This is a genomic window from Bradyrhizobium sp. CCBAU 65884 (assembly GCF_028128835.1).
GTDB classification, from domain to species: Bacteria; Pseudomonadota; Alphaproteobacteria; order Rhizobiales; family Xanthobacteraceae; genus Bradyrhizobium; species Bradyrhizobium ottawaense.
The window spans coordinates 140,335-155,667 of the sequence record NZ_LBJU01000008.1; the positions used below are offsets into that span (position 1 = coordinate 140,335).

Annotated in this window: 16 protein-coding genes and 1 tRNA gene; 11 read left to right on the forward strand and 6 right to left on the reverse strand. The window is 63.8% G+C overall.

Features of this window, described 5'->3' with window-relative positions; genetic code table 11:
* Nucleotides 1-121: 121 nt before the first annotated feature.
* The 4 genes from XI03_RS01420 (at nucleotide 122) to XI03_RS01435 (ending at nucleotide 2,302) form a co-directional block, all read left to right on the forward strand.
* Complete coding sequence (locus XI03_RS01420) at nucleotides 122-463, forward strand: integration host factor subunit alpha (RefSeq protein ID WP_028141392.1); 342 nt, start codon at nucleotides 122-124, stop codon at nucleotides 461-463.
* 24 nt (nucleotides 464-487) lie between these two features.
* The gene (locus XI03_RS01425; RefSeq protein ID WP_028141393.1) at nucleotides 488-1,072 is read left to right on the forward strand and encodes a MerR family transcriptional regulator; all 585 of its coding nucleotides are present in this window, start codon (nucleotides 488-490) and stop codon (nucleotides 1,070-1,072) included.
* Between the two features lie 128 nt (nucleotides 1,073-1,200).
* Nucleotides 1,201-1,278 (forward strand) — tRNA-Pro (locus XI03_RS01430).
* Between the two features lie 157 nt (nucleotides 1,279-1,435).
* Entirely contained in the window at nucleotides 1,436-2,302 is an 867-nt protein-coding gene (locus tag XI03_RS01435; protein WP_271591085.1) for an outer membrane protein, read from the forward strand.
* 29 nt (nucleotides 2,303-2,331) lie between these two features.
* Here the strand turns inward: XI03_RS01435 and XI03_RS01440 are convergent, their stop codons facing one another.
* Nucleotides 2,332-2,955, reverse strand: a complete 624-nt coding sequence (locus tag XI03_RS01440; protein ID WP_271591077.1) for a TetR/AcrR family transcriptional regulator — start codon at nucleotides 2,953-2,955, stop codon at nucleotides 2,332-2,334.
* A gap of 120 nt (nucleotides 2,956-3,075) precedes the next feature.
* Between XI03_RS01440 and XI03_RS01445 the strand changes: the two genes are divergently transcribed.
* Nucleotides 3,076-4,050 carry an alpha/beta fold hydrolase gene (locus tag XI03_RS01445; RefSeq protein WP_271591078.1) on the forward strand — a complete coding sequence of 325 codons (975 nt, stop codon included), beginning with the start codon at nucleotides 3,076-3,078 and terminating at the stop codon, nucleotides 4,048-4,050.
* A 120-nt stretch (nucleotides 4,051-4,170) separates the two neighbouring features.
* On the opposite strand, the gene XI03_RS01450 is transcribed toward XI03_RS01445, so the two are convergent.
* Nucleotides 4,171-4,410, reverse strand: a complete 240-nt coding sequence (locus tag XI03_RS01450; RefSeq protein WP_007611067.1) for a hypothetical protein — start codon at nucleotides 4,408-4,410, stop codon at nucleotides 4,171-4,173.
* Between the two features lie 613 nt (nucleotides 4,411-5,023).
* Here XI03_RS01450 and XI03_RS01455 point away from each other — a divergent pair.
* Nucleotides 5,024-5,995 carry an SDR family NAD(P)-dependent oxidoreductase gene (locus XI03_RS01455; protein WP_271591086.1) on the forward strand — a complete coding sequence of 324 codons (972 nt, stop codon included), beginning with the start codon at nucleotides 5,024-5,026 and terminating at the stop codon, nucleotides 5,993-5,995.
* A 251-nt stretch (nucleotides 5,996-6,246) separates the two neighbouring features.
* On the forward strand, nucleotides 6,247-7,362 hold the full coding sequence (locus XI03_RS01460) for an alpha/beta hydrolase family protein (RefSeq protein ID WP_212477221.1): 1,116 nt from the start codon (nucleotides 6,247-6,249) through the stop codon (nucleotides 7,360-7,362).
* 111 nt (nucleotides 7,363-7,473) lie between these two features.
* Here the strand turns inward: XI03_RS01460 and XI03_RS01465 are convergent, their stop codons facing one another.
* Entirely contained in the window at nucleotides 7,474-7,980 is a 507-nt protein-coding gene (locus tag XI03_RS01465) for a MarR family winged helix-turn-helix transcriptional regulator (RefSeq protein WP_026202299.1), read from the reverse strand.
* A gap of 401 nt (nucleotides 7,981-8,381) precedes the next feature.
* Between XI03_RS01465 and XI03_RS01470 the strand changes: the two genes are divergently transcribed.
* The gene (locus XI03_RS01470) at nucleotides 8,382-9,938 is read left to right on the forward strand and encodes a porin (protein ID WP_038948780.1); all 1,557 of its coding nucleotides are present in this window, start codon (nucleotides 8,382-8,384) and stop codon (nucleotides 9,936-9,938) included.
* A 319-nt stretch (nucleotides 9,939-10,257) separates the two neighbouring features.
* Here the strand turns inward: XI03_RS01470 and XI03_RS01475 are convergent, their stop codons facing one another.
* From XI03_RS01475 to XI03_RS01485, 3 genes are all read right to left on the reverse strand, one after another.
* Nucleotides 10,258-10,800: a GcrA family cell cycle regulator gene (locus XI03_RS01475; protein WP_271591079.1), complete on the reverse strand. Its 543-nt coding sequence runs from the start codon at nucleotides 10,798-10,800 to the stop codon at nucleotides 10,258-10,260.
* A 73-nt stretch (nucleotides 10,801-10,873) separates the two neighbouring features.
* Nucleotides 10,874-11,071, reverse strand: a complete 198-nt coding sequence (locus XI03_RS01480; protein ID WP_007603456.1) for a hypothetical protein — start codon at nucleotides 11,069-11,071, stop codon at nucleotides 10,874-10,876.
* A 200-nt stretch (nucleotides 11,072-11,271) separates the two neighbouring features.
* Complete coding sequence (locus XI03_RS01485; protein WP_271591080.1) at nucleotides 11,272-12,213, reverse strand: acetamidase/formamidase family protein; 942 nt, start codon at nucleotides 12,211-12,213, stop codon at nucleotides 11,272-11,274.
* A gap of 167 nt (nucleotides 12,214-12,380) precedes the next feature.
* Between XI03_RS01485 and XI03_RS01490 the strand changes: the two genes are divergently transcribed.
* From XI03_RS01490 to XI03_RS01500, 3 genes are read left to right on the forward strand one after another with little or no spacing between them, the layout of a single operon-like run.
* Nucleotides 12,381-13,148, forward strand: a complete 768-nt coding sequence (locus XI03_RS01490; protein WP_271591081.1) for a YdcF family protein — start codon at nucleotides 12,381-12,383, stop codon at nucleotides 13,146-13,148.
* A 54-nt stretch (nucleotides 13,149-13,202) separates the two neighbouring features.
* Entirely contained in the window at nucleotides 13,203-13,985 is a 783-nt protein-coding gene (locus XI03_RS01495) for a DUF169 domain-containing protein (protein ID WP_271591082.1), read from the forward strand.
* Nucleotides 13,986-13,994: 9 nt separating this feature from the next.
* Nucleotides 13,995-15,173, forward strand: a complete 1,179-nt coding sequence (locus XI03_RS01500; protein ID WP_271591083.1) for a saccharopine dehydrogenase family protein — start codon at nucleotides 13,995-13,997, stop codon at nucleotides 15,171-15,173.
* The last annotated feature ends 160 nt before the right edge of the window (nucleotides 15,174-15,333 follow it).

The window sequence follows — 15,333 nt, forward strand, 5'->3', positions numbered from 1 at the left end:
AAAATTTTGCCGGATTTAGCCGCGATTATCGATGCGTCTGCATTGATGAGCGCTGTTGACCGCTGTAACGTAACCTCATAATTTCAGACAACAATTGTTCGCCGTGATGTGGGGCAGGGCGATGACCGATCAAAGTAAAACCGTAACGCGTGTCGACCTGTGCGAAGCCGTCTACCAGAAGGTGGGCCTGTCGCGCACGGAATCGTCCGCTTTCGTGGAACTCGTGCTGAAGGAGATCACCGACTGCCTGGAAAAGGGCGAGACGGTGAAACTGTCCTCGTTCGGGTCCTTCATGGTCCGCAAAAAGGGTCAGCGCATCGGCCGCAACCCGAAGACCGGCACCGAGGTGCCGATCTCGCCGCGCCGTGTCATGGTGTTCAAGCCGTCGGCGATCCTGAAGCAGCGGATCAACGGCCAGCACCGCGCCAACGGTGACGCCAGCAAGGCTCAACAAGAGGCGTAACGCCTTCGGCAAAGGATTTGGCATTTGGACAAGGCGCCGGATGCGTTCCGAACCATCAGCGAAGTAGCGCAGGAACTCGACATTCCGCAGCACGTGCTGCGGTTCTGGGAGACCCGATTCTCCCAGATCAAGCCGATGAAGCGCAGCGGCGGCCGCCGCTATTACCGCCCCGACGATGTCGACCTGCTCAAGGGCATCCGCCGGCTGCTCTACGGCGAGGGCTACACCATCCGCGGGGTGCAGCGGATCCTGAAGGAGCACGGCGTCAAATCGGTGCAGGGCCTCGCCGACAGCGCCGCCGCGGTCTCGTTCGGCGCCATCGAGGACGCCATCGGCGCCAGCCTGATGGAGCCCGAGGACGAGGAGGCGCCCATCAAGGGCGTCGCCGACAGCGACGATGACGACTACCAGGGGGATGAGGAGGAAGGCATCGACTTCCGCTTCACCGAGGTCGACGACGAGGACATCCTCACCACCTTCCGCAAGGGCGGCACGACGGCCGCAGCCCCGGCCGGCCCCAGTGCGCTGGACCGGGAGCGCCTCGGACGCGTCCTCGCCGACCTCGTCGCCTGCCGCGAAATGCTGGATCAGGCGCTGAAGGACGGGTGAGGAGCGGGTTCAGTCGGCTTTGCCGGCAGTTCCGGGCGCTTGGGCTCCGAGCCCATGGAGGGAGAGGCACCAAAATGCTGTGGCCTCGCCTTGCGCATCGCGCCGATCCTAGCTAATGGAACGACGTTCGGAGCGTGGCGCAGCCCGGTTAGCGCACTAGTCTGGGAGACTAGGGGTCGGAGGTTCAAATCCTCTCGCTCCGACCATTTCAAAGAATCAAATTTTCGGGCGGGTTACCGCGGGCCGCACGTTTGCGGTTGCAACGTTCCGCGAGTGTTGCCTTGGCGTCACAGCGTGCAGCGTCAACATGATTTAAGAATTTCGGGCGCGTTGGAATCGCGGAGGGGGCGTCCCGTGAGAAGAGTGCTGGCTGCTGTAGCAGTCTTGGCGAGTGTCGCGTCGGGGGCGGAAGCTGCTGACCAAAGCCCTTCACTTTTCACGAAAGCGCGCACAGCTGACCCCAGCCCGAGCTGGACGGGATTTTATGTAGGCGGCAACGTTGGCGGCGCATGGGCAAACCGGTCCGTGGGTTTTACGAGTGACGCCGCTTCCGCTTTCCTTTTCAATCCCGGAGTTCCGCTTGTAGCTCCGTTTGCGGGGCAGGTTGCTCTCAGCGCTCACGATTTTTCGATGAATGGTGTAACGGGAGGTTTGCAGGCGGGCTACAATTGGCAGCTGGATGGCAAATGGCTCGTCGGCGTTGAAGGCGACTTGAGCGCATCCAGCTTGCGCGGAAGCGGTCGCGAAACCGCGCCGATTCTGCCCCCAGCTTTCACACAGACCATCTCGGCCGAGCAAAAGATTGACTGGTGGGGGAGTATTCGTGGGCGCTTTGGGGCGCTGGTCTCGCCTAGCGTTCTTCTGTATGGGACCGGCGGCTTCGCTTTTGGTCGGGTGGCGACATTTGACGACTATATCGTAAACGGACCGCCTGGAGGCTTCAGTATCTCCGTCAGCGGCACTTCATTTGCTTGTACAACGGGATTGACGTGCTTCACGGGGAGCAATTCCCGCATTCAGACCGGCTGGACGTTGGGTGGAGGCGGCGAATGGCGCTTTGCGCCTCGTTGGAGCTTCAAGGCCGAATATCTTTACGTTGACCTCGGCAAATCGTCAGTGACGGCCAACGCACTCGCAACGGGTATTGGTCCGAACCTGTCCAGATACACTGCAAATTTCGGCCGGGCGGATTTCCACGTGGCGCGAGTGGGCGTGAACTATCACTTTTGAGCTTTGGAGCAGATCTCCGTAAGGGCCACCTAACTCAAATACCCCACCACCATCCGCGTCGTCTCGTCCACCAGCGTCCGCACCATCTTCTCCGACAGCATCTCGGCGCCGTGCAGCACCGTGTTGTGCGCGATCGCTTCGATCGCGCTGACGCAGATGAAGGTTGCGACATCGAGATCGACCTTGCGCATCTCCTTGCGGCGGCTTTCGAGATAGGCGCGCACTAACGTTTGGATCTCTCGGTTGTAAGCTTCGACGTCTTTGAGCTGGCCGGTGCGTGGGATCTGCTCGGCGAGGACGCGGTGCAGCTTCGGATTGATGCGGTGGGCGTCGATCGCGACGGTGACGAGTTTTCGCACCGCCTTGTCGATCGGCAGATCGGCGACTTCAACGAGCGCGGCGCGGACGATGCCCATGATCTCGTCGTTGTGACGGTCGATCACGGCGGCGACGAGCGCTTCCTTGCTTGGAAAATACTGGTAGAGCGAACCGACGCTGACGCCGGCGATTTCGGCGATGCGGTTGGTGCTGGCCTTCTCAAAACCTTCGCGGACCAGAATGCGAGCGGTCGCCTCGACCAGAGCGTCGATGGTGGCGCGTGATCGCGCCTGCGAGGCATTTTTCCGGGGTTTTGTCGGCGGTTGGCGAGCCACGATCTTGTGATCCGAATGCGAGTAGGAAAAGCGAGCGAATACTCGCATTATATGGGCAGGTGGCGGTGGGTCGGCAAGCCCCTTGTCGCCGTTTCGAAAGTGCCAGATGGGGATGTGGCCATGAGCGTTGCCAGACTAGTGTCGGCCTTGCAGTTCTGCCCGGGCGGTTGCGTGTTCGGTCCACCGGCCCGGCGCGATCCCGCCCCAAGCCTGCAAAGTCGCGTCTTCAACATGCTGCTCGCCCTGCTGCCCTACAAGCAGCAGCTGGCATCAATCGAAGCCGTGCAGGCGCATGTGCAGAAGCTCGCCTTGCAGCCGGCCTCTTACGAGCCGACGGGCCTGGGGCGCGGCGTCGAGGCGACGCTGACCAAGATGGGCGGCTGGCCGGTCTATTACACCGCGCCGTCGTCGGGCTTCGAGGACTGCAACTACGTCATGTTCCTGCACGGCGGCGGCTTCATCAACGAGATCGCGCCGGCGCACTGGCGCTTCGTTGGCGAGATGACGCGCAAGGCGCGCGTGTCGTGCGTTGTGCCGATCTATCCGCTGGCGCCGCGCGCGACTGCCAAGGACGTCGTGCCGGCAACGGGCGAGCTGCTGCGCATGCTCCTGGAAGACGCCGGATCCGCAAAGGTCACGGTGGTCGGCAATTCGGCCGGCGCTGGCCTCGCGCTCGCCGCGTGCCAATGGCTGCGCGATCGCGGTCATCGACAGCCGGCGCGGCTGGTGCTGATCTCGCCCGCGGCAGATGCGTCGGTCAGCCGTCCCGAGCAAATCGAGATCGCCGCGCGCGATCCGATCCAGGACATTCCGGGGATCGTCGAGGCCGGGCGGCTCTATGCCGGCGAGCTCGATGTCGGCCATCCCTTCGTCAGTCCGCTCAACGGCGCCTTCCGCTTCCTGGCGCCGATGACGATCTTCGCTGGGACTCGCGATCTGCTCTATCCCGACAGCGTCGATCTCGCCGAGCGGGCGAGGGCGGTGGGCGTGCCGGTCGAGCTGCATCTGCTGCGTGACCAGCCACACAACTACGCGCTGATGCCGACGCCGGAAGGGCGCAAGGCGCGTGCGCTCATCATGCGCATGGTGGCTTAGGGGGACGGTGTGACCGTGGTCACAGGGCGCGCCGCCTCGATGGGGCTGGCGCTGACGGTGCTCGCGCGGAGGGCACGGCGGCCCCCGGGCGTTTCCTCGGATCAGTAGTTTTGCGGGGCCTTAGGCGTGGCCCTTGATCTCGTAATGGCCGGGCACGCATTTGTACCGATCCAGGCGCCAATTGGCGTGATAGATCGGATGCTCGCCCATCCATTTCGCGAGCGGCGCCTGTGCGCCGATCGCACATTGCATCATCGACATCTCGGGCGTCATGTTGCTGTCGGTCACGATTTCCTCGATGCAACTGCCTGAGCTGGCTGCACTCAGCCGGCAGAGCACGGCAACGACGGTCACGAACATTCCTGTCACCTCATCGGTAGTTTCAGACCACGAAGAGGATGCAAGCGGAGTGCCAGAGCCTGTGACACGCAAACAACACGCTGGCCTGGCCGACTCGACCCAGCGTCCGGAGCCCATTTGATGATTCGGATTGTAAAAAAATTGCCCATAAACCGAAGCCGGACAAATACGGGAACCGGGCATTTTTGCCCGACTGTGGCGGCAGCGACGCGGGCGCTCTCTCGCAACGGCCGGGCTATCGCGTGTGCATCCTGGCGATGGCCGAGCAAGCGCCTCGTCCTTCGAGACGACCGCTGCGCGGTCTCCTCCGGATGAGGCTGATGAACTTCGGTGCTCGTTGAAGCTGCTGCCACGCACCCAGTCCTCATCCTGAGGGCCCGCCAACGGTGGGCGTCTCGAAGGATGTGCCGCGGGCGAGGCTGCCTCACATGCACGGACCGCGTGGCAACAGCACCGGAACGGCCAATAGTCCGCGCGCCGAAATAACTGATGCTGAAGATTGCATCGCCGATCCGCTTTCATTTGCGGATGCGGCGCTGCTACATTTCGTGCGCGCTCCAGTGAGTGCGCGATGACGAAGAAACATACCGACAAGGGAGGGGCCGAAAGTCCCATGAAGAATTTCGCAGGAAAGATCGCAGTCATCACCGGCGGCGGCACGGGAATGGGGCGCGAGCTCGCGCGGCAACTCGTGGCCGAAGGCTGCAATGTCGCGATGTGCGACGTCTCGGAGGCCGCGATGGCGGAGACCAAGCGACTCTGCGAGGTCGAGAAGCTGCCGCAGGGCCTGCGCGTCACGACGCATGTCGCGGACGTCTCGATCGAGGATCATCTGAAGCGCTTTCGCGACGAGCTCGCCGAGCAGCAGAAGACCGACAGGATCCACCTGCTGTTCAACAATGCCGGCATCGGCGGCGGCGGCAGCCTGTTCACCAACACGCGCGAGCAGTGGGAGCGCACTTTCAACATCTGCTGGGGCGGCGTCTATCTCGGCGTGCGCACTTTCCTGCCGATGCTGGTCGCGGCGGACGAGGCCCACATCGTCAACACCGCGAGCGTCAACGGCTTCTGGGCCTCGATCGGCATGAACCAGTCGCACACCGCCTACAGCTCGGCCAAGTTCGCGGTGAAGGGATTTACCGAAGCGCTGATCAACGACCTCCGCCTGCATGCGCCGCACGTCAAATGCTCGGTGGTGATGCCCGGTCACATCGGCACCTCGATCGTCTCCAACTCGCGCAAGGTGCAGAGCGCCGACGGATCGGAGCGGCTCAATGCCGACGAGGTCGCGCTGACCCGCAAGCGGATGGTCGCGGCCGGCGTGCCGGATGCCGACAAGATGTCGGACGAGGACATCCAGGCGGCGTTCGCCGAACGCGCCCGCAGCTTCCTGGAGGATGCGCCGACCACGGCTGCGCAAGCCGCGAAGATCATTCTCGACGGGGTCAAGGCGGAGCGCTGGCGCATCCTCGTCGGCGAGGACGCCAAGCGACTCGACGAACGCGTGCGCGCCACGCCGGAGCAGGCCTATGACCGCGCCTTCTACGAAAGCTTTACGCAGGAGGTCGGCTGGCGGCTCGGTTGAGACCGCCTCGAAAGGCGCGCCGATATAGGTATGATAATCATCATGGCAAGAGGCGCGCAGGTAATTGTACGTGCCACCTCCTGCCAATGTTCGTCGCCTCATGACGAATTGGAATGTCACGCATGCGAGGGGGCCGTTTCGTTCAAGCGATGGTGATCTCGAACGGCTCTCATTCGGTGCACGGCTGCTTGGTCGGTAAACTGAAATAGTTTACTCAATCGGGGATAACGCGATGATAGAGCGTAGCTCCGATGATTCCCGCATGCCTCTCCGACGACTGGATCCTTTGCCCGGAGCGGGAGGACATCTCCGCTGAATTTACGCGGCTCTTGACCGCGGCCCAGGAGGGCGGCGCCACGATCGCCGAATGCCTGATGATCGCGCGGCAGCTGAAGCGCGGTGACGACCGGTCCTGGCATCGCGAGTGGAAGAAGCTGGCGCAGGCCAATCGGCAGCGCGCCGAGGCCGCGTTCGCGGAAGGCCACATGGCGAGCGCGCAGCGCAACTGGCTGCGCGCCATGAACTACTACGGTGCGGCGGCGATGCCGCTCGACCCGGCCGACGAGCGCCGCTGGGTTGCGGTGCTCGCGATGCAGGAATGCGCCCGCCGCTATCTCGCGGCGCGCGGGCCCGCCGGCGAAGTCGTGACCATCCCCTGGCTCGACGGACATGCGTTGCAGGGCTACTTCATTCCCGCGCCGACGGGAAGCGGACGGGCTCCGACCGTGATCTGCATCGGCGAGCCCGGCCATCGCAAGGAGGAATTCCTGTTCAAGCTCGTGCCGCATGCGCGCGAGCGTGGATTCTCGATGCTGGCGCTCGATTTGCTCGGCGACCAGCGCGACGACTATCTCGACGCGCTGTTGCGGCGCCGGGATCTCGAGAGCGCAATTCCCGGCGTCATGGACTATCTGGAGACGCGCGGCGACATCGATTTCGCCCGGGTCGGGATCATCGCCGACGGCTGGGGCTCGTCCTTCGTGGCGCGCGCGGTGTTGCAGGAGCCGCGGCTCGCCGCCGCCGTCTGCGATGGCGGCCTGTGGGACCTGCACGAGCGGGCCTTCTTTGCCAGCCGATTCGCGATGAGCGATGTCAGCATCGTGCCGGTGCCGCATGCGCCGCTGATGGCCTCCAGCGCCGACTGCCCGGTGCTGATCACGCTCGGCGAGGACGGCTGGCTCAAGGCCGACCGGGCGCGTCAGATCGTCGAGAACTCCCGGCTCGCCAGTTCGGATGTCATGCTGAAGGTGTTCAGCGCGGCCGAGACCGGCGCGGCGCAGGCCCATGCGGACAATCCGAGCCTTGCCAACGAATACATCTTCGACTGGCTCGAATCGCGGCTCGGCACCGCCGCGCGGCGGATCTGAGCGCGGGGCCCTAAAGCATGATCCGGAAAAGTGCGCAGCGGTTTTCCGAAAAGATCATGCTTAAACAACAACCTGAAGCGCGATGACGATTCATCCTGGTCGCATCGCGCTTTAGAAGTCGAGTGAGATCCGGACGCAGGCTTTCTGGAGGCGGTTCTTCAGCGTCGCGAGCTTGCCGGTGAATTCCGTCAATTCGTTCTCGTCGAACTCTTGGAAGACGAATTCGCGGATCGTCTTGTACTGCTCGTTGAGGCTTGCGATGTGCTTCTGGGTCTTGTCGGTCAGGGACAGCCGGACCACCCTGGCGTCGGTCGGCGAGGGGCGACGGCGGAGCAGGCCCTTCTTTTCGAGCAGCTTGGACTGGGTGGTGACGAAGGACGGATCCACGTGGAGGAGCTTGGAGACCACGTTGACCGGAATGCCGTCGTCCTTGTCGAGGTCGGAGATGGCCATCAGGATCAGCCATTGCGGGCCGCTGATGCCGAGCGTCTTCGCCCAGAACTGACGCAGTTCCTCCAGATACATGTTGATCGACGATATCTCCCAGGTGAAGCGCCTGATGATATCCAGGTTGCCGATCGAGCGCAGGCGCGCTCCTTCTTTCCTCGTCGCGGACACAGCGTCACTCCCGTGAACCGATTGTTCAGGCCGGTGTTCGTGGAGGGCCATAGTCCACGCAAGCCTGCTCTGACGCAAGTGCAGGGCAGGGTAATTTCGTCACTAAAACTACAAAGATGATCAGCTCAGCGATCGGCTTGGTCCCGGTGTTGCGCGCGGGGCACAGGCTTAGCGAAAACCGGAAAGCTGACTTAATAAAGTATTTTGATTAGCGAACGACGCAGGCATATTGGTGCGCGACGGTGGGGGGTACTCGATCGTCCCGTTGCAGGTGGTTCGCTGACGTTGCTCGCGTCGAAGCGGGTGTGTCCGAAAGCGGCCGAGCGGATTGATAGAGACGGGGATATTGGGGGGCCTCACGGTCCGGTCTCCGTAAAATGAGCAACTTGGAGGTTTTTAAGATGAAACTGGTGAAGAGCCTTTTGCTCGGCACTGCGGCGGGTCTGATCGCCGTCGGTGGAGCCCAGGCGGCCGATCTTCCGGTCAAGGCCAAGGCAGTCGAGTACGTCAAGATCTGCACGCTGTACGGCGCGGGCTTCTACTACATCCCGGGCAGCGACACCTGCATCAAGCTCGGCGGCTATGTGCGTGCCGAAGTGGCGCTCAACGCCGGCGGCAATTACAGCGCCCAGTACAACGGCGTGTTCGCGGCCAACAACCGCCTCACCAACTACTACTCGATGCGCGCTCGTGAAGACCTCAACATCGACACGCGCACCGCGACCGAGTACGGCGTGGTCCGCACCTATTTCGACGCGGTCTTCACCTGGACGACCGGCAGCTATGGCGGGACCGGTTCGGGCACGGGTGCGACCCAGTACAGCGGCACGATCGGCCTCAACGCGGCCGGCACCGGCCTCACCGGCTCGAGCGGTGGCAACATCAACGGCACCGACGGCAATCTCTCCGGCGGCGCGCTCGGCGTCTACTACGCCTTCGTCCAGTTCGCCGGCTTCACCATGGGTAAGGCCGTGTCGCAGTTCGACGCGCCCTGGATCAACTATCCCGGCAACAATTTCGACCAGCTCGTCGGCGGCAGCGGCACCACCAACGGCGTGACCCAGTTCACCTACACCGCCGACTTCGGCCAAGGTGTGACGGCCGCGTTCTCGGCGCAGGACCAGACGCAGGTCTTCCAGACCAACATCTGGAACACGGCCGGCATGTCGACCACTGGCGTTCTCGGTGGTGCCTACGGCTCGAACGACATCGGCGGCACCCGCTCGCCCGACCTCGTCGCCATGGTTCGCGTCGACCAGGCCTGGGGCCTGTTCCAGGCGTCGGTCGCCGCGCATGACAACCATGTCGGCTATTACGGTGCGACCGAAGCCACCGGTCATCCCGAAGACAAATGGGGCTGGGCCGTTCAGCTCGCGTTGGGCATCAAGAACATCCCGACCGGCGCCGGCGACGTGATCAACATCTCGGGCGTCTACACCGAAGGCGCGAGCCGCTACAACTTCCAGGAGCTGGCCGCGACCAGCTACTCGATGTTCGGCAGCTCGAACGCCGCCTATCAGAGCATCGGCTTCGCCGGCGTGTCCGATGCGGTGTTCGGACCGGGCGGCCAGCTCGAGCTGACCAAGACCTACGGCTTCCGGGGTGCCTTCACCCACAACTGGAGCCCGTACTGGAACACGGCGCTGTACGGCGCGTGGGCTGCGGTCAACTACAGCGGCACGGCGAAGAGCATGATCTGCGGCAGCGCGGCGTTCGCCACCCTGACCGGCTCCTGCAACCCGGACTTCAACATCGGACAGGTCGGTGTCATCACCCGCTGGACGCCGGTGAAGAACCTGACCTTCTCGGCTGACTTCACCTACAGCCATCTCGACCAGAAGTATTCGGGCGTGATCACGACCGGAGCACTGACGGGCGTCGCCAAGCCGGCGGCGACCTACGAGCTCAAGGACCAGGACACCTACAGCATGCTGCTGCGCGCCCAGCGCAACTGGTAAGCTCGAGGTCTTTTGCGATCCGACACGGCCCCGGCGGGACACCGCCGGGGCTTTTTTGCAGGGCCTTCGGAAATCCGAATGGCCCGTGCGGAAGGCGAAGACGAGCTATGCGATTCCGTCGGCCCCGATTTATTTACTTACATGAGTTACTAAGCTATATATCTCTCAGCCAAATACGAAAGTTGCGGCTCTTAGCTTCATGCTAAGCCTCCAGAAACCTCCGGCGATGCCCCGCCGGAAGTTTTTCGTTTTTGGGAGGCACAGCGTTTTCGAGCGAAGTGGATACCGGTTCGCGTCAAGAGAACGCGTCAAACAGATGCTAGCCGCGCATCACGCGGGCGCGTGAGTTCGGCCGGTAGGCGAGGCGGCTATGGCCGGCGCAATAGGGCTGAGCGTCGGGCGCGGCGTTGCCGCAGAAGCAGAAATCCTCGGCGCCCGGCGTCGAGATCGGCCAGCGGCAGCGGTTCTCGGCCAGCTCCATCAGCGAGCAGCGATTGGCGTCGTCGATCGGACCTGTGGCCACGGGTGCGTCGGTTTCGCCATAGATCGTGGCGAGCATCTCGTATTGCAGCCGCGGCACGGCTCTCGGTGCCCGCGCCGGCCTGTCCTGAACCTTGCGCTCGTCGATGGTGCGGCCGCGCGTGAGATTGAGGCGGGACAGCTTGCCGATCACCGCGTTGCGGCTGACGCCGATGTCGGCGGCGATCTCGCGGCAGGAGAGGCCGGCCTCGAAATGCCGCTTCAGAAGTTCGATGCGCTCGTCGGTCCAGGTTTTCGAGGAATAAGTCCTCGCGGAATAACTGCTTGAGGAAGACGTCGGCGCAGGACAGGTCGATGAAGACGTTGGTGAGAGAACAGGCATGTGTCACGGTCCCAGGTTGCAGATGTGGCCATCCGCCTTGCCGAGATCCGTCCGCCTCGCATTCGGCGCGCGGTCACGTCCTGCCATTGTCGCGAATCGACAAAAGCCCGTCCTTGATGGCGAGACGGATGCCTTCCTCGATCAGGGTACGTGCGACGCCGGGAACGCTGGTGCCGTGGGTGCCCTGTCTCACCAGCTTCTCCAAATAGGTGATGGTCGAGAGCGCCAAGGTTACGGGAATACGGTCAGTCTCGGCTTTTTCGGTGGCCATGGCGCGAACGCTAGCCTCTTACTCGGGTACATAAAAGTAACGATTAAGACTCTATTTAGGTTCGGGGGTGGAAGTCAAATGCAGGCTGAGCTTGATGCTCAGAACGTTGGAATCGCACGGGAAATTAGACGCGGCGAGGCGCGCCGCGCGGGAGTCCCGGCGGCGGCGTGGCGTCGACAGGTCAGGAGGTGCGGGCCGGCTCAGCCGTGCACGATCGCCTTTTCGATCATGCAATGGATGCCCTTGGCGCCGTTGACGGTCTGGGTCACCCTGAGATCTGCGGCTAGGCTGCACAACGTGTAGGCATCCTCGCGCGACAGGTTTCGCCGCTCGCCGAGCAGCGCGATCATGTCCCGCAGCGCGCGTACGACGCACTGGTCGAGGTCGGGATCCATCGCCATGGTCATGTAGTGGGTCGCCGTCTCGGCGCGGGGATAGTCGAACTTCAGGTCCTTGCGCAGCGTCAGGCGGAAGCGGCCCTGCAGCGCGGTCTCGATCGCGGTGACGCACACCTCGCCGTCGCCCTGCACGCCGTGGCCGTCGCCACAGGAGAACATCGCGCCCGGCACGAACACCGGCAAATAGAGCGTCGCGCCGGCGCCGAGCTCCTTGTTGTCGAGATTGCCGCCCATGGCGCGCGGGATCAGCGAGGAGATGCGGCCCCAACCAGGGGGCGGCGACACGCCCATCACGCCGAAAAACGGCTTGAGCGGCAGGTCGAGGCCCCACGGCATGCGGCCGGTCATCCGCGTCCGGTCGAGCGGGATGTTCAGGATGCGGGTCTCGTGGAAATCGTCGGGCAGGGTGCCGGCCAGCGGCTTGATCATGTTCCAGCCCCAGTCCTGCCGGAGCTGGACGTCGAGGATCTCGACCGCGAGCACGTCGCCGGGCTCGGCGCCTTCGACCGCGATCGGGCCGGTGAGGATATGGCCGGGCAGCATGCGCTCGTTGTTGGCGTGAACCTCGAACATCTCGGGGGGAATGTGAAACTTGTCGCGGTCGGGCAGCATGTCGGGGCCGCCGCTGATGGTGTCGACCGTCACCTCGTCGCCGCTTTTGATCGTCAGCACGGGCTTGAGCGCGGCTTCGAAGAAGCCCCAATGGCAGGTTTTGGGGCTGGAATGCAGGTGGTGATGGGTCATGTGCCGCGTCCGGTCGCTTTCATCAGGCCGGGCTTGACCCGGCGTTCGATCCTCTTTCAAGAAGATTTCTGAAGATCGCCGGGCAGGTCAAGCCCCGCGCGGACCGGCCAGTTCATTCCAGCGAGGCTCCCCTGTTTTTCGTCCTTTCCAAGACGCTTGGCGCCGCGTTGCTGCCGATCAACTTCATGGTCGAGCTCGGCATCCTGTCGCTGGTGCTGATGGCGACGCGCTTTGCCGCGCTCGGCCGCAAGCTTGCCGTGACCACGCTGGTGCTGCTGGCGCTGGCGGCGTTCTCGCCGCTCGGCAATCTCCTGATCTATCCGCTGGAGTCGCGCTTTCCGGCGTGGGACCCTGCGCGCGGCGCGCCCGACGGCATCATCGTGCTCGGCGGCTCCGTCGACACCGATCTGTCGGCGGCGCATCGCACGCCGGTGGTCGCGCACGCCGCCGATCGTCTGTTTGCGCCGGCCGAGCTCGCGCGCCGCTATCCGAATGCGCGCATCGTGTTTACCGGGGGGACCGCGAACCTGGTCGCGACAGACGCGAAGGAGGCCGACTACTCCGCGCCGATCCTGGAAAATCTCGGCATACCGAAGCAGCGCCTGATCCTCGAGCGCAATTCCCGCAATACCTGGGAGAATGCGATCTTCACAAAGGAGCTGGTGGCGCCGAAGCCGGGCGAGCGCTGGCTTCTGGTGACATCGGCCTTCCACATGCCGCGCTCGATGGGGATCTTCCGCAAGGCCGGATTCGACGTCGAGGCCTATCCCGTGGACTGGCGGATGGGCGGACGTGACGATCTCTTCGCCTTCACCAATATGGGCGCGGACGGGCTGGGCCGAACCGAAGTCGCGGTGCGCGAGTGGATTGGCCTCGTGGCCTACCGTCTGATGGGCAGGACCGGCGAGTTGCTTCCGGGACCGGGCAAGGACTAGAACGAGAGCTGTAAAACAAGAACACACGGCGCAATCGCCGGGCCGGAGGAAGCCATGCAACAGCAGAGTGCAGACAGCATCGATCTTGGCGGCCTCGTCGCCGATCTCAACAGCCTGCTGCGGCTGAAGACGACAGTGATCGGCATGAAGCTGTTCGCGCAAGCGGCAGAGATGGAGGCGATCCCGAAAATCCGGCGGCCGAATGCGATCCACACCACCGACCAGATCGTCAGCATGGCCGCACGGCTGGGCTGGACCGTCGGCATCACGGCCGATGACCTTGTCGGCGCGCAATGCCGCGCGGTGATCGGGCTCGCGCCGCAGGACGAGAAGTGGCTCGCCGGCGAAAATTATGTCGGGGTCTGGCACGGCACGGCGGAGGACGCGCGCAAGCGCCAGGAGGCGCTGGACGTGGTTCCGTTCGGACACTATCAGGCGCTCGCCGTCAGTCCGCTCGCCAGCGGCCGGCTCGATCCGCCCGACATCTGCCTGGTCTATGCGACGCCGGGGCAGATGATCATCCTGATCAACGGGCTGCAATATACCGGCTACAAGAAGTTCGAATGGGGCGTGGTCGGCGAGACGGCTTGCGCGGATTCCTGGGGGCGGGCGCTCAAGACCGGGGAGCCCAGCCTGTCCTTGCCATGCTATGCCGAACGGCGCTATGGCGGCGTGCCGGACGAGGAGATGCTGATGGCCTTGAAGCCGTCGCATCTCGCCAAGGCAATTGAAGGCATGAAGGCGCTGGCCAGGAACGGCCTGCGCTATCCGATCCCGCCCTATGGCATTCAAAGCGACGTCCGTTCCGGCATGGGCGTGAGCTACGCGAAGAAGTAAAGGCCAGTCATGAGCTCTGCGAAATTCGACATCGTCGTCTACGGCGCGACCGGATTCACCGGCCAGCTCGTCGCCGAGTATCTGGCGGCACATTACAAGGACGACAAGGCGCTGACATGGGCGATGGCGGGCCGCAGCCTCGACAAGCTCAAATCGGTGCGCGACGCCATCGGCGCGCCCGCGGATACGCCGCTGATCGTGGCGGATGCGTCGGACGCTGCCTCGCTGAAGGCGATGGTGGCGCAGACCAGATCGGTGATCACGACGGTCGGACCGTACCAATTCTACGGTGAAGAGCTGCTCGCAGCCTGCGTTGCACAGGGCACAGACTATTTCGATCTCTGCGGCGAGCCGGTCTGGATGCGCCAGATGATCGACAAGTACGATGCGGCGGCCAAGGCGAGCGGCGCGCGCATCGTGTTTTCCTGCGGCTATGATTCCGTGCCGTTCGAGCTCGGCACATTCTTCGTGCAGGAAGAGGCGAGGCGCGTGTTCGGCGCGCCTGCTGCGCGCGTCAAGGGCCGCGTGCGCGACATGCGCGGCACGCTGTCAGGCGGGACAGCGGCGAGCGCGAAGGCGACCTTCGATGCCGTCGCCAAGGATCTCAGCCTCGTCGCCATCCTCAACGACCATTTCGCGCTGACGCCCGGATTTACCGGTCCGAAGCAGCCGAAAGGCAACAGAGCGGCTTACGAGGAGGATCTGCAATCCTGGGCCGCGCCGTTCATGATGGCGCTGATCAACACCCGCAACGTCCATCGCTCCAACATGCTGATGGGCTTTCCCTACGGCCGCGAGTTCGTCTACGACGAGATGGTCCTGACCGGTCCCGGCGAGAAGGGCGAGGCCAACGCGAAGCGCGTGATGGCGGTCAATGCCGAGAAGACCGGCCCGAATGCGCCGAAGCCGGGCGAGGGGCCGTCGAAGGAAGAGCGCGAGAACGGTCTGTTCAATCTGCTCTATGTTGCGATCGCGCCGGACGGCCGCCAGGTCCGCGCCGGCGTCACCGGCGACCGCGATCCCGGCTACGGCTCGACCTCGAAGATGATCTCCGAATGCGCGATCTGCCTGCTCCGCGACGCCGCGGACGTTCCGGCCGGCTTCTGGACCCCGGGCGCAGCGATGCAGCACAAGCTGATCAAGCGGCTGCAGGATCATGCCGGGCTGACGTTCGGGGTGGAGGGCTAGCTCGGTGCCGTAGGGTGGGCAAAGGCGCAACGCGCCGTGCCCACCATTGTCCCGATTGGAGAGAGATCGTGGGCACGGCGCTATGCGCCTTTGCCCACCCTTGTATTAGCGCGCCGGATTAGAATGGCCTGGTTCCGTGAGGAATGGCCCAGCCCGGGTG

Coding starts and splice junctions, on each gene's coding strand:
- XI03_RS01420 (WP_028141392.1), top strand. CDS start 122: ATGACCGATCAAAGTAAAACCGTAACGCGTGTCGACCTGTGCGAAGCC.
- XI03_RS01445 (WP_271591078.1), top strand. CDS start 3,076: ATGAGCGTTGCCAGACTAGTGTCGGCCTTGCAGTTCTGCCCGGGCGGT.
- XI03_RS01450 (WP_007611067.1), bottom strand. CDS start 4,410: ATGTTCGTGACCGTCGTTGCCGTGCTCTGCCGGCTGAGTGCAGCCAGC.
- XI03_RS01455 (WP_271591086.1), top strand. CDS start 5,024: ATGAAGAATTTCGCAGGAAAGATCGCAGTCATCACCGGCGGCGGCACG.
- XI03_RS01460 (WP_212477221.1), top strand. CDS start 6,247: ATGATTCCCGCATGCCTCTCCGACGACTGGATCCTTTGCCCGGAGCGG.
- XI03_RS01470 (WP_038948780.1), top strand. CDS start 8,382: ATGAAACTGGTGAAGAGCCTTTTGCTCGGCACTGCGGCGGGTCTGATC.
- XI03_RS01475 (WP_271591079.1), bottom strand. CDS start 10,800: ATGCCTGTTCTCTCACCAACGTCTTCATCGACCTGTCCTGCGCCGACG.
- XI03_RS01480 (WP_007603456.1), bottom strand. CDS start 11,071: ATGGCCACCGAAAAAGCCGAGACTGACCGTATTCCCGTAACCTTGGCG.
- XI03_RS01485 (WP_271591080.1), bottom strand. CDS start 12,213: ATGACCCATCACCACCTGCATTCCAGCCCCAAAACCTGCCATTGGGGC.
- XI03_RS01495 (WP_271591082.1), top strand. CDS start 13,203: ATGCAACAGCAGAGTGCAGACAGCATCGATCTTGGCGGCCTCGTCGCC.
- XI03_RS01500 (WP_271591083.1), top strand. CDS start 13,995: ATGAGCTCTGCGAAATTCGACATCGTCGTCTACGGCGCGACCGGATTC.